The organism is Flavobacterium sp. GW823-FHT04A11, from assembly GCF_058796535.1.
In genome coordinates this window covers 384,626-403,470 of sequence record NZ_CM179503.1, presented here as the reverse complement: position 1 = coordinate 403,470, position 18,845 = coordinate 384,626, and the positions used below count along the sequence as shown (strand labels likewise).

Genomic DNA, 18,845 nt, shown 5'->3' with positions numbered 1-18,845 from the left:
TAAAGAAAAATGTTACAGCCTAAAAGAACAAAATACCGTAAGGTACAAAAGGGTAAAATGAAAGGTAACTCTCAAAGAGGGCATGAACTTTCTAATGGAATGTTTGGTATTAAATCTGTACATGAAGATGGAATGTTTTTAACTTCTCGTCAAATCGAAGCTGCGCGTATTGCTGCAACTCGTTTCATGAAGAGAGAAGGACAATTATGGATCAAAATATTTCCAGACAAACCAATTACTAAGAAGCCTCTTGAGGTACGTATGGGTAAAGGTAAAGGTGCCGTTGAATATTGGGCTGCCGTTGTTAAACCCGGAAGAATTATGTTTGAAGTTGGAGGAGTTCCTTTATCAGTTGCAAAAGAGGCTTTACGTCTTGCAGCTCAAAAGCTTCCAGTAAAAACTAAATTCGTCGTTGCTAGAGATTTCGAAGCATAATTAAATTTATATTATGAAACAATCAGAAATAAAAGATCTTTCTGCAGCGGAGTTGCAAGAAAAACTTAGTCAAACTAAGAAAATATATGCTGACCTAAAAATGGCTCACGCTATTTCTCCAATTGAGAACCCGCTTCAAATTAGAAGTGTAAGAAGAACAGTTGCAAGATTGGCTACAGAGTTAACTAAAAGAGAGTTACAATAATTGTATTCTGCTGAAAGATGGAAGAAAAAAGAAATTTAAGAAAAGAAAGAATAGGTGTTGTTACTTCAAATAAAATGGATAAATCTATTGTTATTGCTGAAGTAAGAAAAGTAAAACACCCATTATACGGTAAGTTCGTGTTGAAAACAAAGAAATACGTTGCACACGACGAAACAAACGACTGTAACATTGGAGATACTGTAAGAATTAGCGAAACGCGTCCTTTAAGTAAAACGAAATGTTGGAGATTAGTTGAAATCTTAGAAAGAGCTAAATAATTATGGTACAACAGGAATCAAGACTAAAAGTAGCAGATAACACGGGAGCAAAGGAAGTTTTAACTATCCGTGTTTTAGGAGGTACCAAAAGAAGGTATGCCTCTGTTGGTGACAAGATTGTAGTATCTATTAAAGATGCAACTCCTAACGGTAACGTTAAAAAAGGAGCTGTTTCAACTGCAGTTGTTGTACGTACCAAAAAAGAAGTGAGAAGAGCTGATGGTTCTTATATCCGTTTCGATGATAATGCATGTGTTCTTTTGAACGCTGCAGGGGAAATGAGAGGAACTCGTGTTTTTGGTCCGGTAGCAAGAGAACTTCGTGAAAAACAATTCATGAAAATTGTATCATTAGCACCAGAAGTGCTTTAATTCGTTTTAAGATGATAAAGCTAAAAATAAAATCAGGAGATATCGTAAGAGTTATTGCTGGAGACCATAAAGGTGCTGAAGGTAAAGTTTTACGTGTTTACCGTGAGAAAAATAAAGCGATAGTTGAAGGTGTAAACATGGTTTCGAAACATACAAAACCAAGTGCTAAAAACCCTCAAGGTGGTATCGTTAAGAAAGAAGCTTCTATACAAATATCTAACATTTCACTAATTGATCCTAAAACTAAGGAAACAACTAGAGTTGGTATTAGAGTAGAAGGAGATAAGAAAGTAAGATTTTCAAAAAAATCTAATCAAGTACTATAGTAATGGCATATACACCTAGACTAAAAGAAGAATATAAGAGTAGAGTAATATCTGCTCTTAAAGAGGAATTCGGATATACAAACGTGATGCAAGTTCCAAAACTTGAAAAAATCGTTTTGAGCCGTGGAGTTGGTGCAGCTGTATCTGATAAAAAACTTATTGACTATGCAGTTGATGAGTTAACAAAGATCACTGGACAAAAAGCAGTATCTACAATTTCAAAGAAAGACGTTGCGTCATTCAAATTGAGAAAAGGGATGCCTATTGGAGCAAAAGTTACTTTACGTGGTGAAAGAATGTATGAGTTTTTAGATAGACTTGTTACTTCTGCTTTACCACGCGTTAGAGATTTTAGTGGTATTAAAGCTACTGGTTTTGACGGAAGAGGTAATTACAATCTTGGAGTTTTAGAGCAAATCATTTTCCCTGAAATTGATATTGACAAAGTAAACAAAATTTCAGGAATGGATATCACATTTGTTACTACTGCAAAAACAGACAAGGAAGCAAAGTCATTATTGGCTGAATTAGGATTACCTTTTAAAAAGAATTAAGACATGGCTAAAGAATCAATGAAAGCCCGTGAGGTGAAAAGAGAGAAAACGGTAGCTAAGTACGCTGAAAAAAGAAAAGCTTTATTAGAAGCTGGAGATTATGAAGGCTTACAAAAATTACCTAAAAATGCTTCACCAGTTCGTTTACACAATCGTTGTAAATTAACAGGTAGACCAAGAGGTTATATCCGTCAATTTGGTATTTCACGTGTAACTTTCCGTGAGATGGCTAATAATGGGTTAATTCCTGGAGTTAAAAAAGCATCTTGGTAATCTCGCAATAAGTTAGTACTTTTGCAAACCAAAAAATAATTTTAATTGATTAAAGGTTCGGGAGGCGAGTGCCTCCCGAAAACCATAATCGCAATCAAATACATATGTATACAGATCCTATTGCAGATTATTTGACTAGAGTTCGTAACGCTGTGGCTGCAAACCACAAAGTTGTTGAAATTCCAGCTTCTAATCTAAAAAAAGAAATAACTAAGATCTTATTTGATCAAGGTTATATCTTGAGTTACAAATTTGAGGACAACACTGTTCAGGGTTCAATCAAAATTGCTTTGAAGTATGATAAAGATACTAAAGAGCCTGTAATTAAAGATATCCAAAGAATTAGTAAACCTGGTTTACGTAAATATGCAGGTGCTGCCAAATTACCAAGAATCCTTAACGGATTAGGAATTGCTATTGTTTCAACTTCTAAAGGTCTTATGACTGGAAAACAAGCGAAACAATTAAATGTAGGTGGTGAAGTAATTTGTTACGTATACTAATTTTAAAGACTAAATAAGATGTCAAGAATAGGTAAAAGCCCAATTGTAATAGCTGCTGGAGTAACTGTAGAAGTTAAAGACGGTATCGTTACGGTAAAAGGAAAAAAAGGTCAACTAACTCAGGAGTTTTCGGACATTACTGTAAAAGTTGAAGGCGATCAAGTTCTATTAGAAAGATCGTCTGATCATAAAGACCAAAGAGCAAAACACGGATTATACAGATCATTAATCAATAATATGATAATTGGTGTATCTGAAGGTTTTACAAAAGAACTTGAATTAGTTGGAGTTGGTTATAGAGCTTCAAACCAAGGTCAAAAGTTAGATTTAGCTCTTGGATATTCTCACAATATTGTTTTGGAAATTGCTCCGGAAGTAGCTTTAGAAACAATATCTGAAAAAGGTAAAAACCCTATCGTAAAATTAACATCATTTGATAAACAACTTTTAGGACAGGTTGCTGCGAAAATCAGAGGTTTCCGTAAGCCAGAGCCATATAAAGGAAAAGGTGTTAAATTTGTGGGTGAAGTATTAAGAAGAAAAGCAGGTAAATCAGCTTAAAAAATAAGATTATGTCATTAACAAAATCTGATAGAAGACAGAGAATTAGATTCAGAATTAGAAAATCGATTAGTGGTACTGCTGCTAACCCAAGACTATCTGTATTTAGAAGTAACAAAGAAATTTACGCTCAACTTATTGATGATGTAAATGGAGTTACTTTATTAGCTGCATCTTCAAGAGAAAAAGAAATAGGAAAAGGTACTAACGTTGAAATCGCTGCTGCTGTTGGAAAATTAGTTGCAGAGAAAGCGTTAAAAGCCGGGATTGATACCATCACTTTTGACAGAGGTGGATATTTGTATCACGGTCGTATTAAATCATTAGCAGAAGGCGCAAGAGCGGCTGGACTTAAATTCTAATATATTATGTCTAAATACAAAAATGTAGAATTGGTAAAACCAAGTGGTCTTGAACTTAAAGATCGTCTGGTAAGTGTTAATCGTGTTACTAAAGTTACAAAAGGTGGTAGAGCTTTCGGTTTTTCTGCTATTGTAGTTGTAGGTGATGAAAACGGAGTGGTTGGTCATGGATTAGGAAAATCTAAAGACGTTTCTGAAGCAATTGCGAAAGCAGTAGAAGATGCTAAGAAAAATTTAGTAAAAATTCCTTTGAACGGACAATCTGTTCCTCACGAACAAAAAGGTAAATTTGGTGGTGCACGTGTATTCTTAATTCCTGCTTCTCATGGTACAGGAGTTATTGCTGGTGGAGCTGTTCGTTCAGTTCTTGAATCAGTAGGTATTCACGATGTATTATCTAAATCTCAAGGATCATCAAATCCTCATAACGTAGTGAAAGCAACTTTTGATGCTTTATTACAAATGAGAAGCGCTCACACTGTTGCAAAACAAAGAGGTGTTTCTTTAGAAAAAGTTTTTAAAGGTTAATTCAAGGAAATTATGGCTAAATTATTAGTAAAACAAGTAAGAAGCAAAATCAACTGCCCTCTTTCTCAAAAAAGAGGTTTGGAAGCTTTAGGTCTACGTAAAATGGGACAAGTTGTAGAGCATGATTCAAATCCTGCAATCCTTGGGATGATAAACAAAGTTAAACACTTAGTTTCTGTCGAAGAAGCTAAATAACAAATACTGTTATGAATTTAAGTAACTTACAACCAGCTGAAGGGTCAACACACAATCAAAATAAAAGATTAGGTAGAGGAGAAGGTTCTGGAAAAGGTGGTACTTCCGCAAGAGGTCACAAAGGAGCAAAATCTCGTTCTGGTTATTCTAAAAAGATTGGTTTTGAGGGAGGGCAAATGCCACTTCAAAGACGTGTGCCTAAGTTTGGTTTCACAAACATCAATCGTAAAGAATACGAAGGTGTTAATTTAGATACGCTTCAATTATTAGTAGACAATGGTGTGATTACTGATTCTGTTTCAATGACAGATTTCGTAGCAAATCGTCTAGCTACCAAAAATGAAATCGTAAAGATTTTAGGTAGAGGAGAATTGAAAGCAAAATTAAAAGTAACTGCCCACAAATTTACTGCTACTGCAAAAGCTGCTATTGAAGCTGCTGGAGGAGAGGCTGTAACTATATAACTTATCTATTAAGATGAAGAAATTTATTGAATCAATAAGTAATGTTTGGAAAATCGAAGAACTGAAAAACAGAATTCTAATTACATTAGGATTGCTTTTAGTATATCGTTTTGGTGCACACGTTACGCTTCCTGGAATTGACGCAACTCAGTTAACAGGTTTAGCGGGACAAACTAAGAATGGTTTAGGATCTATCCTAGACATGTTTACAGGAGGTGCTTTCTCTAAAGCTTCAGTTTTTGCTTTAGGTATTATGCCTTATATTTCTGCATCTATTGTTGTTCAGTTAATGGGAATTGCGATTCCTTATTTACAAAAACTTCAAAACGATGGAGAGAGTGGTAGAAAAAAGATTAATCAAATCACTCGTTGGTTGACTATAGCTATTACACTGGTTCAAGGTCCAACTTATATCTATAATTTATACAGAACGTTACCTGGAAGTGCATTCTTACTAGGCTTTAATTCTCCTGAATTTTTGTTCTCTTCTGTTATCATCTTAGTTACTGGTACAATTTTTGCTATGTGGCTTGGAGAAAAAATTACAGATAAAGGTATTGGAAATGGAATTTCATTATTGATTATGGTTGGTATTTTAGCACGCTTACCGCAAGCTTTTATACAAGAATTTACAACCAGAGTTACCAATAACAATGGAGGTCCAATGTTGTTAGTTATTGAAATTATTGTGTGGTTATTAGTAATCATTGCTTGTGTACTGCTTACAATGGCAGTGCGTAGAATTCCTGTTCAATACGCTCGTCGTACTACTACAGGAGATTATGAGCAAGATTTGGCAGGTGGTAATAGACAATGGATTCCTCTTAAGCTTAATGCTTCTGGAGTTATGCCAATCATTTTTGCTCAGGCGATTATGTTTATTCCTGCTGCTGTAGCCGGATTGTCTAAATCAGACACATCACAATCTATTGTTGGCGCATTTAGTAATATCTTCGGATTTTGGTATAATTTTGTTTTTGCAACTTTAATTATTGTATTTACATTTTTCTATACTGCGATCACAGTACCTACTAACAAAATGGCTGATGATTTGAAAAGAAGTGGTGGTTTTATTCCTGGCGTTCGTCCGGGAGCTGAAACTTCAGACTTTCTTGATAAAGTGATGTCTTTAATAACTTTCCCAGGATCTTTATTCCTTGCTTTGATTGCTGTGTTCCCAGCTATTGTTGTAAGTATTATGGATGTACAACAATCTTGGGCAATGTTTTTTGGAGGTACCTCATTAATAATTATGGTTGGAGTTGCAATAGATACTATTCAACAAATCAATTCATACTTGTTAAACAAACATTATGATGGTTTAATGAAGACTGGTAAAAATAGAAAAGCGGTAGCTTAATATATTTATGGCAAAACAATCAGCAATAGAACAAGACGGATCAATCATTGAAGCATTATCAAATGCGATGTTCCGTGTAGAGTTAGAAAATGGACATATTGTAATTGCTCATATTTCTGGTAAAATGCGTATGCATTACATCAAATTATTACCTGGTGATAAAGTGAAACTGGAAATGAGTCCTTACGATTTGTCAAAAGCAAGAATTACTTATCGATATTAAAGATATTCACTATGAAAGTTAGAGCATCAGTAAAAAAGAGAAGTGCCGAGTGCATTATCGTGCGTAGAAAAGGGAGATTGTACGTAATAAACAAAAAGAATCCTAGATTTAAACAAAGACAAGGATAATTATGGCAAGAATAGCAGGGGTAGATATCCCAAAAAATAAGAGAGGTGTTATAGCACTAACCTATATCTTTGGATTAGGGAGAAGTAGAGCTATTGAGATTTTAGAAAAAGCTCAAGTTAGCCAAGATAAAAAAGTTCAAGATTGGAATGACGACGAGATCGGAGCAATTCGTGATGCTGTTTCATTTTACAAAATTGAAGGAGAATTACGTTCTGAAGTTTCTTTAAACATCAAACGTTTAATGGATATTGGTTGTTACAGAGGTATCCGTCATAGATCTGGTCTTCCGTTAAGAGGGCAAAGAACTAAAAACAACTCTAGAACAAGAAAAGGTAAAAGAAAAACTGTTGCTAACAAGAAAAAAGCAACTAAATAATAAGTAATATGGCTAAAGCAACTGCAAAAAAACGTAAAGTTATCGTTGAATCAACGGGTGAAGCTCATATTTCTGCCACTTTCAACAACATTATCATTTCTTTAACTAATAAGAAAGGTGAAGTTATTTCTTGGTCTTCAGCTGGTAAGATGGGTTTCAGAGGTTCTAAAAAGAACACTCCGTACGCAGCTCAAATGGCAGCAGAAGATTGTAGTAAAGTAGCTCTTGAGGCAGGACTTAAAAAAGTAAAAGTTTATGTAAAAGGACCAGGAAACGGACGTGAGTCTGCTATTCGTTCTATTCATAACGGTGGAATTGAAGTTACTGAGATTATCGATGTTACTCCAATGCCTCACAACGGATGTCGTCCTCCTAAAAGACGTAGAGTTTAGTACTCAAAATTTATAGTATAACCTAGATTGAATATAGATTATCGAAGGATAAGACCTGAATTCATAATCTCAATCTTAAACAATTTAAAATGGCAAGATATACTGGTCCTAGTACAAGAATCGCTCGTAAATTTGGCGAAGCAATCTTCGGAGATGATAAATCTTTCGAAAAAAGAAATTACCCACCTGGACAACACGGGATGGCTAAAAAAAGAGGAAAAAAATCTGAGTATGCTGTTCAGTTAATGGAAAAGCAAAAAGCTAAATATTCTTATGGAATTTTAGAAAAACAATTCAGAAATTTATTCGAAAAAGCATCAGCAACTAAAGGAGTAACTGGTGAAGTTTTATTACAATTATGTGAAGCAAGATTGGATAATGTTGTTTTTAGAATGGGAATTGCTCCATCTAGAAGAGGTGCTCGTCAAATAGTATCTCACAGACACATTACTGTTAATGGTGAAGTTGTAAATATTCCTTCTTACCACCTTAAGCCTGGTGATAAAGTTGCAGTTCGTGAAAAATCTAAATCTTTAGAAGCTATCGAACGTTCTTTATCAAATTCAAGTCATGTTTATGAATGGATTACTTGGAACAATGATCTTAAAGAAGGAACTTTCGTTTCTGTACCTGCAAGACTTCAAATTCCAGAAAACATTAAAGAACAATTAATCGTAGAGTTGTACAACAAATAATAATTGACTTAGTCGAAATTTATGGCAATATTTAATTTTCAAAAGCCCGATAAAGTTATCATGATCGATTCAACCGATTTTGAAGGTAAATTTGAATTTAGACCTTTAGAACCAGGTTACGGATTGACAGTTGGTAATGCACTTAGAAGAGTTTTGCTTTCAGCATTAGAAGGTTATGCAATTACATCTGTTCGTATCGAAGGTGTAGATCATGAGTTTTCTACTATTTCAGGTGTTGTTGAAGATGTTACCGAAATTATCCTTAATCTAAAACAAGTGCGTTTCAAACGTCAAATTGAAGATATCGATAATGAAGCAGTTACAATTTCTGTTTCTGGTAAAGATCAACTAACAGCAGGTGATTTTCAAAAATTTATCTCAGGTTTCCAAGTTCTGAATCCGGACCTTGTTATCTGTAATTTAGATTCTAAAATCAAATTGAACTTCGATTTAACAATCGAAAAAGGTAGAGGATATGTTCCTGCTGAGGAGAACAAAAAACAGAACGCTGCAATTGGTACCATTTTTACAGATTCTATTTTTACTCCGGTAAAAAATGTAAAATATGCAATTGAAAACTTCCGTGTAGAACAAAAAACAGATTATGAAAAATTAGTTTTTGAAATCAAAACTGATGGATCTATTAATCCAAAAGATGCTCTTACTGAAGCTGCTAAAGTTTTAATTCACCACTTCATGTTATTTTCTGACGAAAGAATTACACTCGAGGCTGACGAAATTGCACAAACAGAATCGTATGATGAAGAGTCATTGCATATGAGACAATTGCTTAAAACTAAGCTTGTTGATATGGATTTATCTGTGAGAGCATTAAATTGCTTGAAAGCGGCTGAAGTTGATACACTTGGTGATTTAGTATCGTTCAATAAAAATGACCTAATGAAATTCCGTAATTTTGGTAAAAAATCTTTAACTGAACTTGATGAACTTGTTGCAGTTAAAAATTTAACTTTCGGAATGGATTTAGCTAAATACAAATTAGATAAAGAATAATTCAATCCCGCTTGCGGGATTAAATTTAAAATAGCAATGAGACACGGAAAAAAATTCAATCACTTAAGCAGACAGACTGGACATAGAAAAGCTATGTTAGCTAATATGGCTTGTTCTCTTATTGAGCACAAACGTATTAACACTACTGTTGCTAAAGCTAAAGCGCTTAAACAATTCGTTGAGCCTTTAATTACAAAATCAAAAGAAGACACGACTCACAACCGTCGTATCGTTTTTGCTTACTTACGTAGTAAATATGCTGTAACTGACTTGTTCAGAGATGTAGCTGCTAAAGTTGGTGACCGTCCAGGTGGATACACTCGTATCATTAAAGTTGGAAATCGTTTGGGAGATAATGCTGATATGGCAATGATCGAACTTGTAGATTTCAATGAACTTTACAATGGAGGTAAAAAAGAAGTTAAAAAAGCTAAAAGCCGTCGTGGTGGTAAAGCAAAAAAAGCTGAGGAAACTACTGAAGCTCCAGCTGCTGAATCAGAATCGACTACTGAAGCTTCTGAATAATTATGAAAGTAATGATTCTATAGAAATCAAGGATAAGCTAATTTTTAGTTTATCCTTTTTTTTTGATTTTTTTTAAATTAAATAAGAAATTTAACTTATTTCAATTCTTAGGTTTTATTTTTCTGAATGAATTTTTTAAAAAATCTTGGACACACTCTTTTAAAGAAGTAAATTTGCAAAACTTATAATTACAAATGAAATGCGCCTGGCGAGTTTCATGTGAGAATAAAAAAACAACACAAATTAAAGAATGAAATACACTACACGACAAAGCGCCATTTTGTTACTGAGCGACGGAACTATTTTTCACGGAAAATCTATCGGAATTAGCGGTAAAACTTTTGGTGAAGTTTGTTTTAACACAGGAATGACCGGATATCAGGAAATTTTCACTGATCCATCTTATTTTGGTCAGATATTGGTGGCAACGAATGCACATATTGGGAACTACGGTGTTAATGATCAGGAAATAGAATCTGACAGCGTTAAAATTGCTGGCTTAGTTTGTAAAAACTTTAGCTTTAATTATTCAAGAGAAGATGCATCTGGAAGTTTAGAAGATTATTTTACTAAACAAAATTTGATTTGTATTTCTGATGTTGATACCAGGGCTCTTGTGAGTTATATTCGTGATAATGGCGCAATGAATGCTGTTATTTGCACTGACGGAACATCGGTAGAAGAATTGAAAAAAGAGTTGGCTAATGTGCCAAATATGGAAGGTTTAGAGTTGGCATCAAAAGTTTCAACGACTGAGCCTTATTTTTTTGGTGATGAAAATGCTACTTATAAAATCTCTGCTTTAGATCTTGGAATCAAAAAGAATATTTTGAGAAACCTTGCAAAGAGAGATTGTTATATTAAAGTTTTTCCATATAATTCAACTTATAAAGATTTAACGGACTTTAATCCTGATGGTTACTTTTTGTCAAATGGACCTGGGGATCCTGATCCTTTGTTTGGAGCTATAGAAGTTGCAAAAGAAATTATAGCAGATGATAAGCCGTTATTCGGTATTTGTTTAGGTCATCAGATTATCGCTTTGGCTAATGGAGTTAAGACTTATAAAATGTTCGGTGGACACCGAGGTATTAATCATCCGGTAAAAAATATAATAACAGGTAAAGGTGAGATAACTTCTCAAAATCATGGTTTCGCTGTGAAAAGAGAAGCTTTAGATGGTCATCCTGAATTAGAAATCACACATATACATTTAAATGACGATACTGTGGCGGGAATGAGAATGAAGAATAAGAATTGTTTTTCAGTACAATACCATCCCGAAGCTAGTCCGGGACCACACGATTCATCGTATTTATTTGATCAGTTTGTTGAAAATATAAAACTGGCTACCGCTAAAACGATGTAGTTAATAAATAAAGACGTTTAATAGTAACATTACGTTTTTACTATTAAATATTTTTATAATTTCGAAAAAAAAATATAATTTATTAATAAAAAAACAGAAATAATGAGTATTATAATTAAAGTTCACGCAAGACAAATTTTTGATTCCAGAGGTAATCCTACTATTGAAGTTGATGTAGTAACTGAAAATGGAGTTTTAGGAAGAGCTGCTGTTCCATCTGGAGCATCAACGGGAGAACATGAGGCTGTTGAATTACGTGATGGAGGAAAAGCGTTCTTAGGAAAAGGAGTTTTGAATGCAGTGAATAATGTGAATACCGTTATTGCTGAAGAATTAGTTGGAACATCTGTTTTCGAACAAAATACAATCGATCAATTAATGATTGATTTAGATGGAACTCCAAATAAATCTAAATTAGGAGCTAATGCTATTTTAGGGGTTTCTTTGGCTGCTGCAAAAGCTGCTGCTAACGAACTTGGATTGCCATTATACAGATATGTTGGTGGAGTTTCGGCTAATACTTTACCTGTGCCAATGATGAATATCATCAATGGTGGTTCTCACTCTGATGCGCCTATTGCATTTCAGGAATTTATGATTTTCCCTGTAAAAGCTACTTCTTTTACACATGCAATGCAAATGGGAACTGAAATCTTCCACAGTTTGAAAAAAGTATTACATGATAGAGGTTTAAGTACAGCAGTTGGTGACGAAGGTGGTTTTGCACCAAACTTAGCTGGTGGTACTGAAGATGCTTTGGATACTATCAAACTTGCTGTTGAAAAAGCAGGATATACTTTTGGAGACGAAATTATGATTGCTCTTGACTGTGCTGCTTCAGAATTTTATGTAAACGGTAAATACGATTATACTAAATTTGAAGGTGAAACGGGAAAAATCAGAACTTCTGAAGAGCAAGCTGATTATTTAGCTGAACTTGCTGCTAAATATCCAATTATCTCTATCGAAGATGGTATGTATGAAGATGACTGGAATGGATGGAAATACTTAACTGAAAAAATTGGTGATAAAGTTCAATTGGTAGGTGATGATTTATTCGTTACTAATGTTGAGCGTTTATCTACTGGAATCGAAAAAGGTATTGCAAATTCAATTTTAGTAAAAGTAAACCAAATTGGTACTTTAACTGAAACTATTGCAGCTGTAAATATGGCTAAAAATGCAGGTTATACTTCAGTAATGTCTCACCGTTCTGGAGAAACAGAAGATAATACAATTGCTGATTTGGCTGTCGCTTTAAACTGTGGACAAATTAAAACAGGTTCTGCTTCTCGTTCTGATCGTATGGCAAAATACAATCAATTATTAAGAATCGAAGAAGAGTTAGGAAGTACCGCTTATTTCCCTGGATTAAACGCTTTCAAGATCAAATAATTGTAAGGTTATATATAAGAATTAAGCCATCCATTTTTTAGTGGATGGTTTTTTTTTGGACTTTTAACAAATTCATAGCAGTATTCTTTTTTTAATTAGTCTTAAATTCCTTAGATTTGATAAATTATTATTTTAAAGATTTATTTCCGATATATTATGTCAAAAATAGCTACATTAGAAGTAGATGGTCAAAAAATTGAACTTCCGGTAATCACAGGAAGCGAAAATGAATCAGCTATCGATATTAACAAATTACGTGATTTAACTGGTATTATTACTATAGATCCTGGATATAAAAATTCCGGATCTTGTAAAAGTGAGATCACATTCTTAGACGGAGAATTAGGAATTTTGCGTTACAGAGGATATTCAATCGAAGATTTAGCTGAAAAAGCTAGCTTTTTGGAAGTATCATATCTTTTAATTTTTGGTGAATTGCCAACAGCTCAGGAATTAGAGCAGTTTGAAAATGGTATTAAAAAACATACTTTGGTAAACGAAGAGATGAAAAATATCATTGATGGTTTTCCAAAGACAGCACATCCAATGGGTGTATTGTCAGCATTGACAAGTGCATTAACAGCTTTTAATCCAAAAGCAGTAAATGTAGAAAATGACAAGGAAATGTATGAGGCCATTTGCAAAACAATGGGTAAATTTCTTGTAATTGCTACCTGGACTTATAGAAAATCTATGGGTTATCCTTTAAACTATTACGACAACACAACTGGTTATGTAGATAATTTTATGCAATTAATGTTTAAATTGCCTACAGGACCTTACTCAGCTAATCCTGTTATTGTGGATGCATTGGATAAATTATTTATTCTTCATGCAGATCACGAACAAAACTGTTCTACTTCTACAGTAAGAATGGTAGGTTCATCTCATGCTGGTTTATTTGCTTCTATTTCTGCAGGAGTTTCTGCTCTTTGGGGACCACTTCATGGTGGTGCTAACCAGGCAGTACTTGAAATGTTAGAAGAAATTAATAAAGACGGTGGTGATACGGATAAATTTTTAGCGAAAGCAAAAGACAAAAATGATCCATTCCGTTTAATGGGATTTGGTCATAGAGTTTATAAAAACTTTGATCCAAGAGCAAAAATTATTAAAAAAGCGGCTAAAGAAGTATTAGAAACTTTAGGAGTTGAAGATCCGATTTTAGAAATCGCTAAAAAATTAGAATCAGCTGCTCTTGAAGATGATTATTTCAAATCAAGAAATTTATATCCTAATGTTGATTTCTATTCTGGAATTATTTACAGAGCGTTAGGTATTCCAACAGATATGTTTACAGTGATGTTTGCTATTGGTAGATTACCAGGCTGGATTGCACAATGGAAAGAAATGCGTGAGAATAAAGAACCAATTGGAAGACCTAGACAAATTTATACAGGACATCCTTTGAGGGAATTTAAGTCTAACAAATAAAAAACTTTAAAGCTTCACTTAACTGTGAAGCTTTTTTTATATTTGCTCAAAATATAATACTATTATGTTGCAATTAAATGTAAAGAACGAAACGTCAAGATTGCGTGCTGTAGTTTTGGGTTCAGCCGTTCATAATGGGCCAACTCCGTCTTTAGATGAAGCCTACGATCCTAAATCATTGGAACATATTAAAGCAGGAACATATCCTATTGAAAAAGATATGGTTGCTGAAATGGATGCTTTTAATGCTGTTTTTCAAAAATATGATGTAACTGTTTATCGTCCGGAAATGATTGAGAATTACAATCAGATTTTTGCCAGAGATATTGGTTTTGTTATCGATAATACTTTTGTAAAATCAAATATTCTGCCTGATAGAGAACGCGAATTAGATGCAATTCAATATGTTATCGATCAAATTGATCCTCTAAAAGTGGTTCGCCCGCCTGAAGAAGTTCATATTGAAGGGGGAGATGTTATGCTTTGGAACGATCATATTTTTATTGGAACATATAAAGGAAGTGATTATAAAGATTATATCACCGCAAGAACGAATATGCATGGTGTAAATTACATTAAAGAATTGTTTCCGAATAAAATTGTCAAAGAATTTGATTTGGTTAAATCTAAGTTAGAAGCTCGTGACAATGCGTTACATCTGGATTGTTGTTTTCAGCCAGTTGGAAAAGATAAAGGAATTATTTACAAAAGAGGTTTTCGTGAAGAGGCTGATTATTTATATTTAGTTAAGCTTTTTGGTATGGAAAATTTGTTTCATATCGAAAGAAATGAAATGTACCATATGTTTTCGAATGTGTTTTCAATTGATGAAAATGTTGTGGTTTCAGAAAAGAATTTTACTAGATTAAACAATTGGTTACGTGCAAATGGATTTACGGTTGAAGAAATTCCATACGCAGAAATCGCAAAACAAGAAGGATTGTTGAGATGTTCAACTTTACCATTAATTAGAGACTAAAAAAATAAGTTTCAAGTTTCATGTTTCAAGTTCGTATAACTTGAAACATGAAACTTGAAACAAAAAAACATAGACAATGAAACAAACAACAAATGCAATCGTAATGATTCGTCCAGTTGCTTTCAGAATGAATGAACAGACGGCTGTAAATAATTATTACCAGAAAGTATTAGACGGACTTTTGCCAAGTACAGTAAATGCTAAGGCTCAACAAGAATTTGATACTTTTGTAGAAAAACTTAGAGCCGTTGGTGTGGATGTTACTGTTATAGAAGACACTTTGGAAACAGATACTCCGGATAGTATTTTTCCAAACAATTGGGTTTCATTCCATGAAAATGGAGATGTAGCTTTATATCCAATGTTTGCAGAAAACCGTCGCCAGGAACGTCGTGAAGATATTTTGGATACGCTTGAAGAAAAGGGTTTTGAAATTGCGAATATAATGGATTACACATCTGCAGAAGAAGATGGTTTTTTTCTTGAAGGTACTGGAAGTTTACTTTTAGATCGCGCTAATGCTAAGGCTTACTGCGCATTATCTCCTCGTGCCGATGAAGAATTATTTATTGAGTTTTGTGAAGATTTTGATTATGCCCCTGTCATTTTCGAAGCATTTCAAACTGTTGATGGAGAAAGAAAATTGATCTATCACACCAATGTAATGATGTGTTTGGGTGAAACATTTGCTGTTATCTGTGCAGATTGTATAGATGATAAGAAAGAACGCAAAATGGTTTTGGAAAACCTAAAGACAGATAAAAAAGAAATCATTTTGATTACCGAAGCTCAGGTAAATAATTTTGCTGGTAATATGCTTGAAGTTAGAGGAACGAACGATAAAAAATATCTTGTGATGAGTGCATCAGCTCATCAGAGTTTGACTCCTAAACAAATTTCTCAATTAGAAAATCACGCTGAAATTTTGAGTTCAAGTTTAGATACAATTGAAGCCTGCGGTGGAGGAAGCGCCAGATGTATGATGGCTGAAGTGTTTTTACCAAGAAATTAAGAAAATATTTTTAGATACAAAAAAGGGATAGAACTTATGTTCTATCCCTTTTTGTTTTTATGTATAAATGTAAAAAGGAATTACATTAAATTTCCTTTGATAATATTTACAATTGAACTTACGATATATTGAATTCCGATAGAAATTACAATAAAACCAACAATTCTAGAAATTGCAACAATTCCTGAAGTTCCTAATATTCTGGCTAAATAATGTCCGCTTTTAAGAATAGCAAAAATGACAACAGCAATTGCTAAAATAGCTAAACAGGATATGATAATTTCATTCATTTCGTGATGTTCCTGATAAAATGCAATTAACAATGACATGGAACCCGGACCTGCCAACATCGGTATTGCCAAGGGAGTTAGCGCAATGTCATTTCGATGATGCGCTTCGTTTTCAATCTTTTTATTAATTCCTCGTTTTTTATTGAATTTTCCTGAAAGTAATGAAAAACCTGAATTTACAATTACAATTCCACCAGCTATTCTAAGTGCGTCAATACTAATCCCAAAAAAAGTTAGAACATATTGACCAATGAAATAAGAAACAAGTAAAATAATAAAGACATTTATTGCTGTCCAGAGAGAAATTCTGGAACGTTCTTTTTGAGAATCATCTTGTGTAAGTCCAACAAAAATAGGTACCGTTCCAATTGGGTTTAAAACCGAAAAAAGAGCAGCAAATAAGTAAATAAATAAATCCATAGAGTTTTGGTTAACGAAGTAAAAGTAGTCAATTTTTAATATTACCATGCAATTTTAATGTAAGGTTATTCGTTTTTTAATTGCTTTTAATTCTAAATTAATAACTTAAAGTTAGCTCATTCTTTTTGACTACTTTTGTACTATATTTTAAAATGATGAAAAATAAAAAAACCTTAGTTCTGGGAGCTACTACAAAACCAGATCGATACGCATTTAGAGCTATAAATATGTTGGTTCAAAAAGGACATACTGTTTTAGCAATTGGTCAAAATACTGGTGAAGTGGCTGGTGTAAAGATTCAAACAAAAGCCATTCCTGTAAAAAATATTGACACTGTAACACTGTATTTAAATCCTACACGTCAGCGCGATTATTATAATTATATTATTGAAGCTCAGCCAAAAAGAGTAGTTTTTAATCCGGGAACTGAAAATCCTGAATTATATCAGTTACTTGAATTAAATAATATCAAAGCTGAAGTTGCTTGTACTTTAGTTTTATTGGCAACGAATCAATATTAATTTTTGAATTCCACCATTTATATTCAATCTTTTTTTATTCGTCGATGCGAATAAAAAAGGATGTAATTTATATTTAAGTAAAAAGTATATTTGCGCTTTCAAACATATTGAATTTAGTTGTCCCCAAGTCTACTAAACCATTAAAAGTATTACTTTTGTCGTTATGGAATTTTCATCAAAATTAATCGAAAAAGCAGTTAACGAAATGTCACAATTGCCCGGAATAGGCAAGCGTACGGCATTGCGTCTGGTTTTGCATTTGCTGAAACAGCCCAAAGAACAGACCGGTTTTTTATCTCAGGCATTACTAAATATGCGTGAAGATATTAAGTTTTGTTCAAGCTGTCATAATATTTCTGATACAAGGGTTTGTGAAATCTGTGCTAATTCATCCAGAAATCATCAAACAATTTGCGTGGTTGAGGATATTAGAGATGTGATGGCGATTGAAAATACTGGACAATACAAAGGAATTTACCATGTTCTTGGAGGTAAAATCTCTCCGATAGAAGGTGTTGGTCCCGGACAGTTAAATATCACAAGTTTAGTCGAAAAAGTGAAAGCCGGAAAAGTAATTGAGATTATTTTTGCGCTAAGTTCTACAATGGAGGGTGATACGACTAATTTTTACATTTATAAACAAATTGCTGAATCTGATATTGTGATTTCGACAATTGCAAGAGGAATATCTGTTGGTGACGAATTAGAGTATGCTGATGAAATTACGCTAGGCAGAAGTATTTTGCATCGTATTCCGTTTGAAAAAACTTTTAAAAACAACTAAATAAAATCAGGCAAAGCTAACTTTTTGAAAACCAAAGGAAAGATTATATTTGCGAATAAATTTTAAATAATGACAAGAAACAGCTTTTATATATTGCTATTAATTAGTACACTTTTTACATCTTGTATTCCAATAAAAGACTTAGTGTATTTGCAGGATAAAAATACTTCAGAAGAACAAAATACAATTGCTGCAGTAGAATCTAAGCCTTACAGACTACAAGTTAATGATGTTTTAAGTATTGATATAAAAGCAATTGACCCCAAACTTGTTACTATATTTAATACAACTGAAAGCAGTTCGGGAGCAACTGGGAAAAACGAGTCTTCATTATATTTTAGTGGTTTTACTGTCGATGATCATGGCAATATCCGTATGCCAATTCTAGGTGAAATAAATGTTATCGGATATACACTTGAAGAAGTTAGAGTTAAAATTGAAAAGAAATTATTGGAGGAATATTTTAAAACCGAAGCTAATATTTTTATTACCGTTAAGTTAGCAGGTTTTAGATATACAATTAATGGGGAAGTAGGAAGCACGGGCACAAAAACATTGTATAAAGAGCATGTAAATATAATGGAAGCTATTGCAAATGCCGGAGATATTACAACAGTTGGAAATAGAAAAGCTGTAACGGTAATTCGTCAAACACCCACTGGAGTTCAGATGAATGACCTTGATCTTACAGATGTTAATGTTATGAAATCTCCCTATTATTATTTGCAGCCTAACGATTATATTTATGTAAAACCACTAAGACAAAAAACTTGGGGTACAGGTCAAACCGGAATTCAATCAATTGGTACAATTATAACTTTGTTGTCTTTAGCAACAACGGTTTATTTGATCATAAAGAACTAAACTAAACT

At 33.4% G+C, this 18,845-nt stretch carries 30 protein-coding genes; 29 read left to right on the top strand and 1 reads right to left on the bottom strand.

Annotation, left to right across the window (positions count from 1 at the left end; translation table 11 throughout):
* Window positions 1-9: 9 nt before the first annotated feature.
* The 26 genes from rplP (at window position 10) to ctlX (ending at window position 15,958) form a co-directional block, all read left to right on the top strand.
* The gene (gene rplP, locus AC3QL1_RS01965; RefSeq protein ID WP_007803637.1) at window positions 10-435 is read left to right on the top strand and encodes a 50S ribosomal protein L16; all 426 of its coding nucleotides are present in this window, start codon (window positions 10-12) and stop codon (window positions 433-435) included.
* Between the two features lie 13 nt (window positions 436-448).
* Window positions 449-640, top strand: coding sequence for a 50S ribosomal protein L29 (rpmC, locus tag AC3QL1_RS01960; RefSeq protein WP_007803639.1), 192 nt, complete (start codon window positions 449-451; stop codon window positions 638-640).
* A 17-nt stretch (window positions 641-657) separates the two neighbouring features.
* Entirely contained in the window at window positions 658-918 is a 261-nt protein-coding gene (gene rpsQ / locus AC3QL1_RS01955; RefSeq protein ID WP_007803646.1) for a 30S ribosomal protein S17, read from the top strand.
* Between the two features lie 2 nt (window positions 919-920).
* Entirely contained in the window at window positions 921-1,289 is a 369-nt protein-coding gene (gene rplN / locus AC3QL1_RS01950) for a 50S ribosomal protein L14 (protein WP_007803649.1), read from the top strand.
* Window positions 1,290-1,300: 11 nt separating this feature from the next.
* On the top strand, window positions 1,301-1,615 hold the full coding sequence (gene rplX, locus AC3QL1_RS01945) for a 50S ribosomal protein L24 (protein ID WP_007803650.1): 315 nt from the start codon (window positions 1,301-1,303) through the stop codon (window positions 1,613-1,615).
* Window positions 1,616-1,617: 2 nt separating this feature from the next.
* The gene (rplE, locus tag AC3QL1_RS01940) at window positions 1,618-2,169 is read left to right on the top strand and encodes a 50S ribosomal protein L5 (RefSeq protein WP_007803652.1); all 552 of its coding nucleotides are present in this window, start codon (window positions 1,618-1,620) and stop codon (window positions 2,167-2,169) included.
* A 3-nt stretch (window positions 2,170-2,172) separates the two neighbouring features.
* Window positions 2,173-2,442: a 30S ribosomal protein S14 gene (rpsN, locus tag AC3QL1_RS01935; protein WP_031456037.1), complete on the top strand. Its 270-nt coding sequence runs from the start codon at window positions 2,173-2,175 to the stop codon at window positions 2,440-2,442.
* 104 nt (window positions 2,443-2,546) lie between these two features.
* The gene (gene rpsH, locus AC3QL1_RS01930; protein ID WP_007803657.1) at window positions 2,547-2,945 is read left to right on the top strand and encodes a 30S ribosomal protein S8; all 399 of its coding nucleotides are present in this window, start codon (window positions 2,547-2,549) and stop codon (window positions 2,943-2,945) included.
* Between the two features lie 18 nt (window positions 2,946-2,963).
* Window positions 2,964-3,506 (top strand): 50S ribosomal protein L6, encoded by a 543-nt coding sequence (rplF, locus tag AC3QL1_RS01925; RefSeq protein WP_042565877.1) that lies wholly within the window; start codon window positions 2,964-2,966, stop codon window positions 3,504-3,506.
* A gap of 11 nt (window positions 3,507-3,517) precedes the next feature.
* On the top strand, window positions 3,518-3,868 hold the full coding sequence (gene rplR / locus AC3QL1_RS01920; protein ID WP_166921660.1) for a 50S ribosomal protein L18: 351 nt from the start codon (window positions 3,518-3,520) through the stop codon (window positions 3,866-3,868).
* Window positions 3,869-3,871: 3 nt separating this feature from the next.
* Window positions 3,872-4,396, top strand: coding sequence for a 30S ribosomal protein S5 (gene rpsE / locus AC3QL1_RS01915; RefSeq protein WP_085950926.1), 525 nt, complete (start codon window positions 3,872-3,874; stop codon window positions 4,394-4,396).
* Window positions 4,397-4,408: 12 nt separating this feature from the next.
* Window positions 4,409-4,591, top strand: a complete 183-nt coding sequence (gene rpmD / locus AC3QL1_RS01910; RefSeq protein ID WP_017495010.1) for a 50S ribosomal protein L30 — start codon at window positions 4,409-4,411, stop codon at window positions 4,589-4,591.
* An 11-nt stretch (window positions 4,592-4,602) separates the two neighbouring features.
* On the top strand, window positions 4,603-5,055 hold the full coding sequence (gene rplO, locus AC3QL1_RS01905) for a 50S ribosomal protein L15 (protein ID WP_017495009.1): 453 nt from the start codon (window positions 4,603-4,605) through the stop codon (window positions 5,053-5,055).
* A gap of 13 nt (window positions 5,056-5,068) precedes the next feature.
* On the top strand, window positions 5,069-6,415 hold the full coding sequence (gene secY, locus AC3QL1_RS01900) for a preprotein translocase subunit SecY (protein WP_042565879.1): 1,347 nt from the start codon (window positions 5,069-5,071) through the stop codon (window positions 6,413-6,415).
* 7 nt (window positions 6,416-6,422) lie between these two features.
* Window positions 6,423-6,638 (top strand): translation initiation factor IF-1, encoded by a 216-nt coding sequence (gene infA, locus AC3QL1_RS01895; RefSeq protein ID WP_007136545.1) that lies wholly within the window; start codon window positions 6,423-6,425, stop codon window positions 6,636-6,638.
* Window positions 6,639-6,649: 11 nt separating this feature from the next.
* Window positions 6,650-6,766 carry a type B 50S ribosomal protein L36 gene (gene ykgO / locus AC3QL1_RS01890; protein ID WP_002987490.1) on the top strand — a complete coding sequence of 39 codons (117 nt, stop codon included), beginning with the start codon at window positions 6,650-6,652 and terminating at the stop codon, window positions 6,764-6,766.
* Window positions 6,767-6,768: 2 nt separating this feature from the next.
* Complete coding sequence (gene rpsM / locus AC3QL1_RS01885; RefSeq protein ID WP_007803675.1) at window positions 6,769-7,143, top strand: 30S ribosomal protein S13; 375 nt, start codon at window positions 6,769-6,771, stop codon at window positions 7,141-7,143.
* 8 nt (window positions 7,144-7,151) lie between these two features.
* Complete coding sequence (rpsK, locus tag AC3QL1_RS01880; protein ID WP_007803677.1) at window positions 7,152-7,535, top strand: 30S ribosomal protein S11; 384 nt, start codon at window positions 7,152-7,154, stop codon at window positions 7,533-7,535.
* Window positions 7,536-7,624: 89 nt separating this feature from the next.
* Window positions 7,625-8,230 (top strand): 30S ribosomal protein S4, encoded by a 606-nt coding sequence (gene rpsD / locus AC3QL1_RS01875; RefSeq protein WP_029272055.1) that lies wholly within the window; start codon window positions 7,625-7,627, stop codon window positions 8,228-8,230.
* Between the two features lie 21 nt (window positions 8,231-8,251).
* Entirely contained in the window at window positions 8,252-9,244 is a 993-nt protein-coding gene (locus AC3QL1_RS01870; protein WP_026109818.1) for a DNA-directed RNA polymerase subunit alpha, read from the top strand.
* 36 nt (window positions 9,245-9,280) lie between these two features.
* Window positions 9,281-9,769 carry a 50S ribosomal protein L17 gene (gene rplQ, locus AC3QL1_RS01865; RefSeq protein ID WP_264535107.1) on the top strand — a complete coding sequence of 163 codons (489 nt, stop codon included), beginning with the start codon at window positions 9,281-9,283 and terminating at the stop codon, window positions 9,767-9,769.
* Between the two features lie 250 nt (window positions 9,770-10,019).
* Window positions 10,020-11,138 (top strand): glutamine-hydrolyzing carbamoyl-phosphate synthase small subunit, encoded by a 1,119-nt coding sequence (gene carA / locus AC3QL1_RS01860; protein ID WP_492494657.1) that lies wholly within the window; start codon window positions 10,020-10,022, stop codon window positions 11,136-11,138.
* 102 nt (window positions 11,139-11,240) lie between these two features.
* On the top strand, window positions 11,241-12,533 hold the full coding sequence (gene eno / locus AC3QL1_RS01855; protein WP_492494655.1) for a phosphopyruvate hydratase: 1,293 nt from the start codon (window positions 11,241-11,243) through the stop codon (window positions 12,531-12,533).
* A 156-nt stretch (window positions 12,534-12,689) separates the two neighbouring features.
* On the top strand, window positions 12,690-13,967 hold the full coding sequence (locus tag AC3QL1_RS01850; protein ID WP_492494653.1) for a citrate synthase: 1,278 nt from the start codon (window positions 12,690-12,692) through the stop codon (window positions 13,965-13,967).
* A 64-nt stretch (window positions 13,968-14,031) separates the two neighbouring features.
* A complete protein-coding gene (locus AC3QL1_RS01845; RefSeq protein ID WP_492494651.1) occupies window positions 14,032-14,946 on the top strand; it encodes a dimethylarginine dimethylaminohydrolase family protein in 915 nt (304 codons plus the stop codon).
* Window positions 14,947-15,022: 76 nt separating this feature from the next.
* Window positions 15,023-15,958, top strand: a complete 936-nt coding sequence (ctlX, locus tag AC3QL1_RS01840; protein ID WP_492494649.1) for a citrulline utilization hydrolase CtlX — start codon at window positions 15,023-15,025, stop codon at window positions 15,956-15,958.
* Window positions 15,959-16,038: 80 nt separating this feature from the next.
* Here the strand turns inward: ctlX and AC3QL1_RS01835 are convergent, their stop codons facing one another.
* Window positions 16,039-16,668, bottom strand: a complete 630-nt coding sequence (locus tag AC3QL1_RS01835; protein WP_492494648.1) for a MarC family NAAT transporter — start codon at window positions 16,666-16,668, stop codon at window positions 16,039-16,041.
* Between the two features lie 155 nt (window positions 16,669-16,823).
* On the opposite strand from AC3QL1_RS01835, the gene AC3QL1_RS01830 reads away from it, so the two are divergent.
* The 3 genes from AC3QL1_RS01830 to AC3QL1_RS01820 all read left to right on the top strand — a co-directional run bounded on the left by AC3QL1_RS01830 (window position 16,824) and on the right by AC3QL1_RS01820 (window position 18,837).
* Window positions 16,824-17,189, top strand: coding sequence for a CoA-binding protein (locus tag AC3QL1_RS01830; protein WP_492497524.1), 366 nt, complete (start codon window positions 16,824-16,826; stop codon window positions 17,187-17,189).
* A gap of 163 nt (window positions 17,190-17,352) precedes the next feature.
* A complete protein-coding gene (gene recR, locus AC3QL1_RS01825) occupies window positions 17,353-17,973 on the top strand; it encodes a recombination mediator RecR (RefSeq protein WP_492494646.1) in 621 nt (206 codons plus the stop codon).
* Window positions 17,974-18,042: 69 nt separating this feature from the next.
* Window positions 18,043-18,837 carry a polysaccharide biosynthesis/export family protein gene (locus AC3QL1_RS01820; protein WP_492494644.1) on the top strand — a complete coding sequence of 265 codons (795 nt, stop codon included), beginning with the start codon at window positions 18,043-18,045 and terminating at the stop codon, window positions 18,835-18,837.
* Window positions 18,838-18,845 lie beyond the last annotated feature (8 nt).

Bases quoted from the DNA above. Each gene is read 5' to 3' on its own strand.
- ctlX (WP_492494649.1), top strand. From the start codon at position 15,023: ATGAAACAAACAACAAATGCAATCGTAATGATTCGTCCAGTTGCTTTC.
- secY (WP_042565879.1), top strand. From the start codon at position 5,069: ATGAAGAAATTTATTGAATCAATAAGTAATGTTTGGAAAATCGAAGAA.
- rplP (WP_007803637.1), top strand. From the start codon at position 10: ATGTTACAGCCTAAAAGAACAAAATACCGTAAGGTACAAAAGGGTAAA.
- rpsN (WP_031456037.1), top strand. From the start codon at position 2,173: ATGGCTAAAGAATCAATGAAAGCCCGTGAGGTGAAAAGAGAGAAAACG.
- AC3QL1_RS01850 (WP_492494653.1), top strand. From the start codon at position 12,690: ATGTCAAAAATAGCTACATTAGAAGTAGATGGTCAAAAAATTGAACTT.
- rpmC (WP_007803639.1), top strand. From the start codon at position 449: ATGAAACAATCAGAAATAAAAGATCTTTCTGCAGCGGAGTTGCAAGAA.
- AC3QL1_RS01830 (WP_492497524.1), top strand. From the start codon at position 16,824: ATGAAAAATAAAAAAACCTTAGTTCTGGGAGCTACTACAAAACCAGAT.
- rplN (WP_007803649.1), top strand. From the start codon at position 921: ATGGTACAACAGGAATCAAGACTAAAAGTAGCAGATAACACGGGAGCA.
- AC3QL1_RS01820 (WP_492494644.1), top strand. From the start codon at position 18,043: ATGACAAGAAACAGCTTTTATATATTGCTATTAATTAGTACACTTTTT.
- rplQ (WP_264535107.1), top strand. From the start codon at position 9,281: ATGAGACACGGAAAAAAATTCAATCACTTAAGCAGACAGACTGGACAT.
- rpsK (WP_007803677.1), top strand. From the start codon at position 7,152: ATGGCTAAAGCAACTGCAAAAAAACGTAAAGTTATCGTTGAATCAACG.
- rplO (WP_017495009.1), top strand. From the start codon at position 4,603: ATGAATTTAAGTAACTTACAACCAGCTGAAGGGTCAACACACAATCAA.
- ykgO (WP_002987490.1), top strand. From the start codon at position 6,650: ATGAAAGTTAGAGCATCAGTAAAAAAGAGAAGTGCCGAGTGCATTATC.
- rpsQ (WP_007803646.1), top strand. From the start codon at position 658: ATGGAAGAAAAAAGAAATTTAAGAAAAGAAAGAATAGGTGTTGTTACT.
- rpsM (WP_007803675.1), top strand. From the start codon at position 6,769: ATGGCAAGAATAGCAGGGGTAGATATCCCAAAAAATAAGAGAGGTGTT.
- rplF (WP_042565877.1), top strand. From the start codon at position 2,964: ATGTCAAGAATAGGTAAAAGCCCAATTGTAATAGCTGCTGGAGTAACT.
- rplE (WP_007803652.1), top strand. From the start codon at position 1,618: ATGGCATATACACCTAGACTAAAAGAAGAATATAAGAGTAGAGTAATA.
- infA (WP_007136545.1), top strand. From the start codon at position 6,423: ATGGCAAAACAATCAGCAATAGAACAAGACGGATCAATCATTGAAGCA.
- eno (WP_492494655.1), top strand. From the start codon at position 11,241: ATGAGTATTATAATTAAAGTTCACGCAAGACAAATTTTTGATTCCAGA.
- rplR (WP_166921660.1), top strand. From the start codon at position 3,518: ATGTCATTAACAAAATCTGATAGAAGACAGAGAATTAGATTCAGAATT.
- rpsD (WP_029272055.1), top strand. From the start codon at position 7,625: ATGGCAAGATATACTGGTCCTAGTACAAGAATCGCTCGTAAATTTGGC.
- recR (WP_492494646.1), top strand. From the start codon at position 17,353: ATGGAATTTTCATCAAAATTAATCGAAAAAGCAGTTAACGAAATGTCA.
- rpmD (WP_017495010.1), top strand. From the start codon at position 4,409: ATGGCTAAATTATTAGTAAAACAAGTAAGAAGCAAAATCAACTGCCCT.
- rpsH (WP_007803657.1), top strand. From the start codon at position 2,547: ATGTATACAGATCCTATTGCAGATTATTTGACTAGAGTTCGTAACGCT.
- AC3QL1_RS01870 (WP_026109818.1), top strand. From the start codon at position 8,252: ATGGCAATATTTAATTTTCAAAAGCCCGATAAAGTTATCATGATCGAT.
- AC3QL1_RS01835 (WP_492494648.1), bottom strand. From the start codon at position 16,668: ATGGATTTATTTATTTACTTATTTGCTGCTCTTTTTTCGGTTTTAAAC.
- carA (WP_492494657.1), top strand. From the start codon at position 10,020: ATGAAATACACTACACGACAAAGCGCCATTTTGTTACTGAGCGACGGA.
- AC3QL1_RS01845 (WP_492494651.1), top strand. From the start codon at position 14,032: ATGTTGCAATTAAATGTAAAGAACGAAACGTCAAGATTGCGTGCTGTA.
- rplX (WP_007803650.1), top strand. From the start codon at position 1,301: ATGATAAAGCTAAAAATAAAATCAGGAGATATCGTAAGAGTTATTGCT.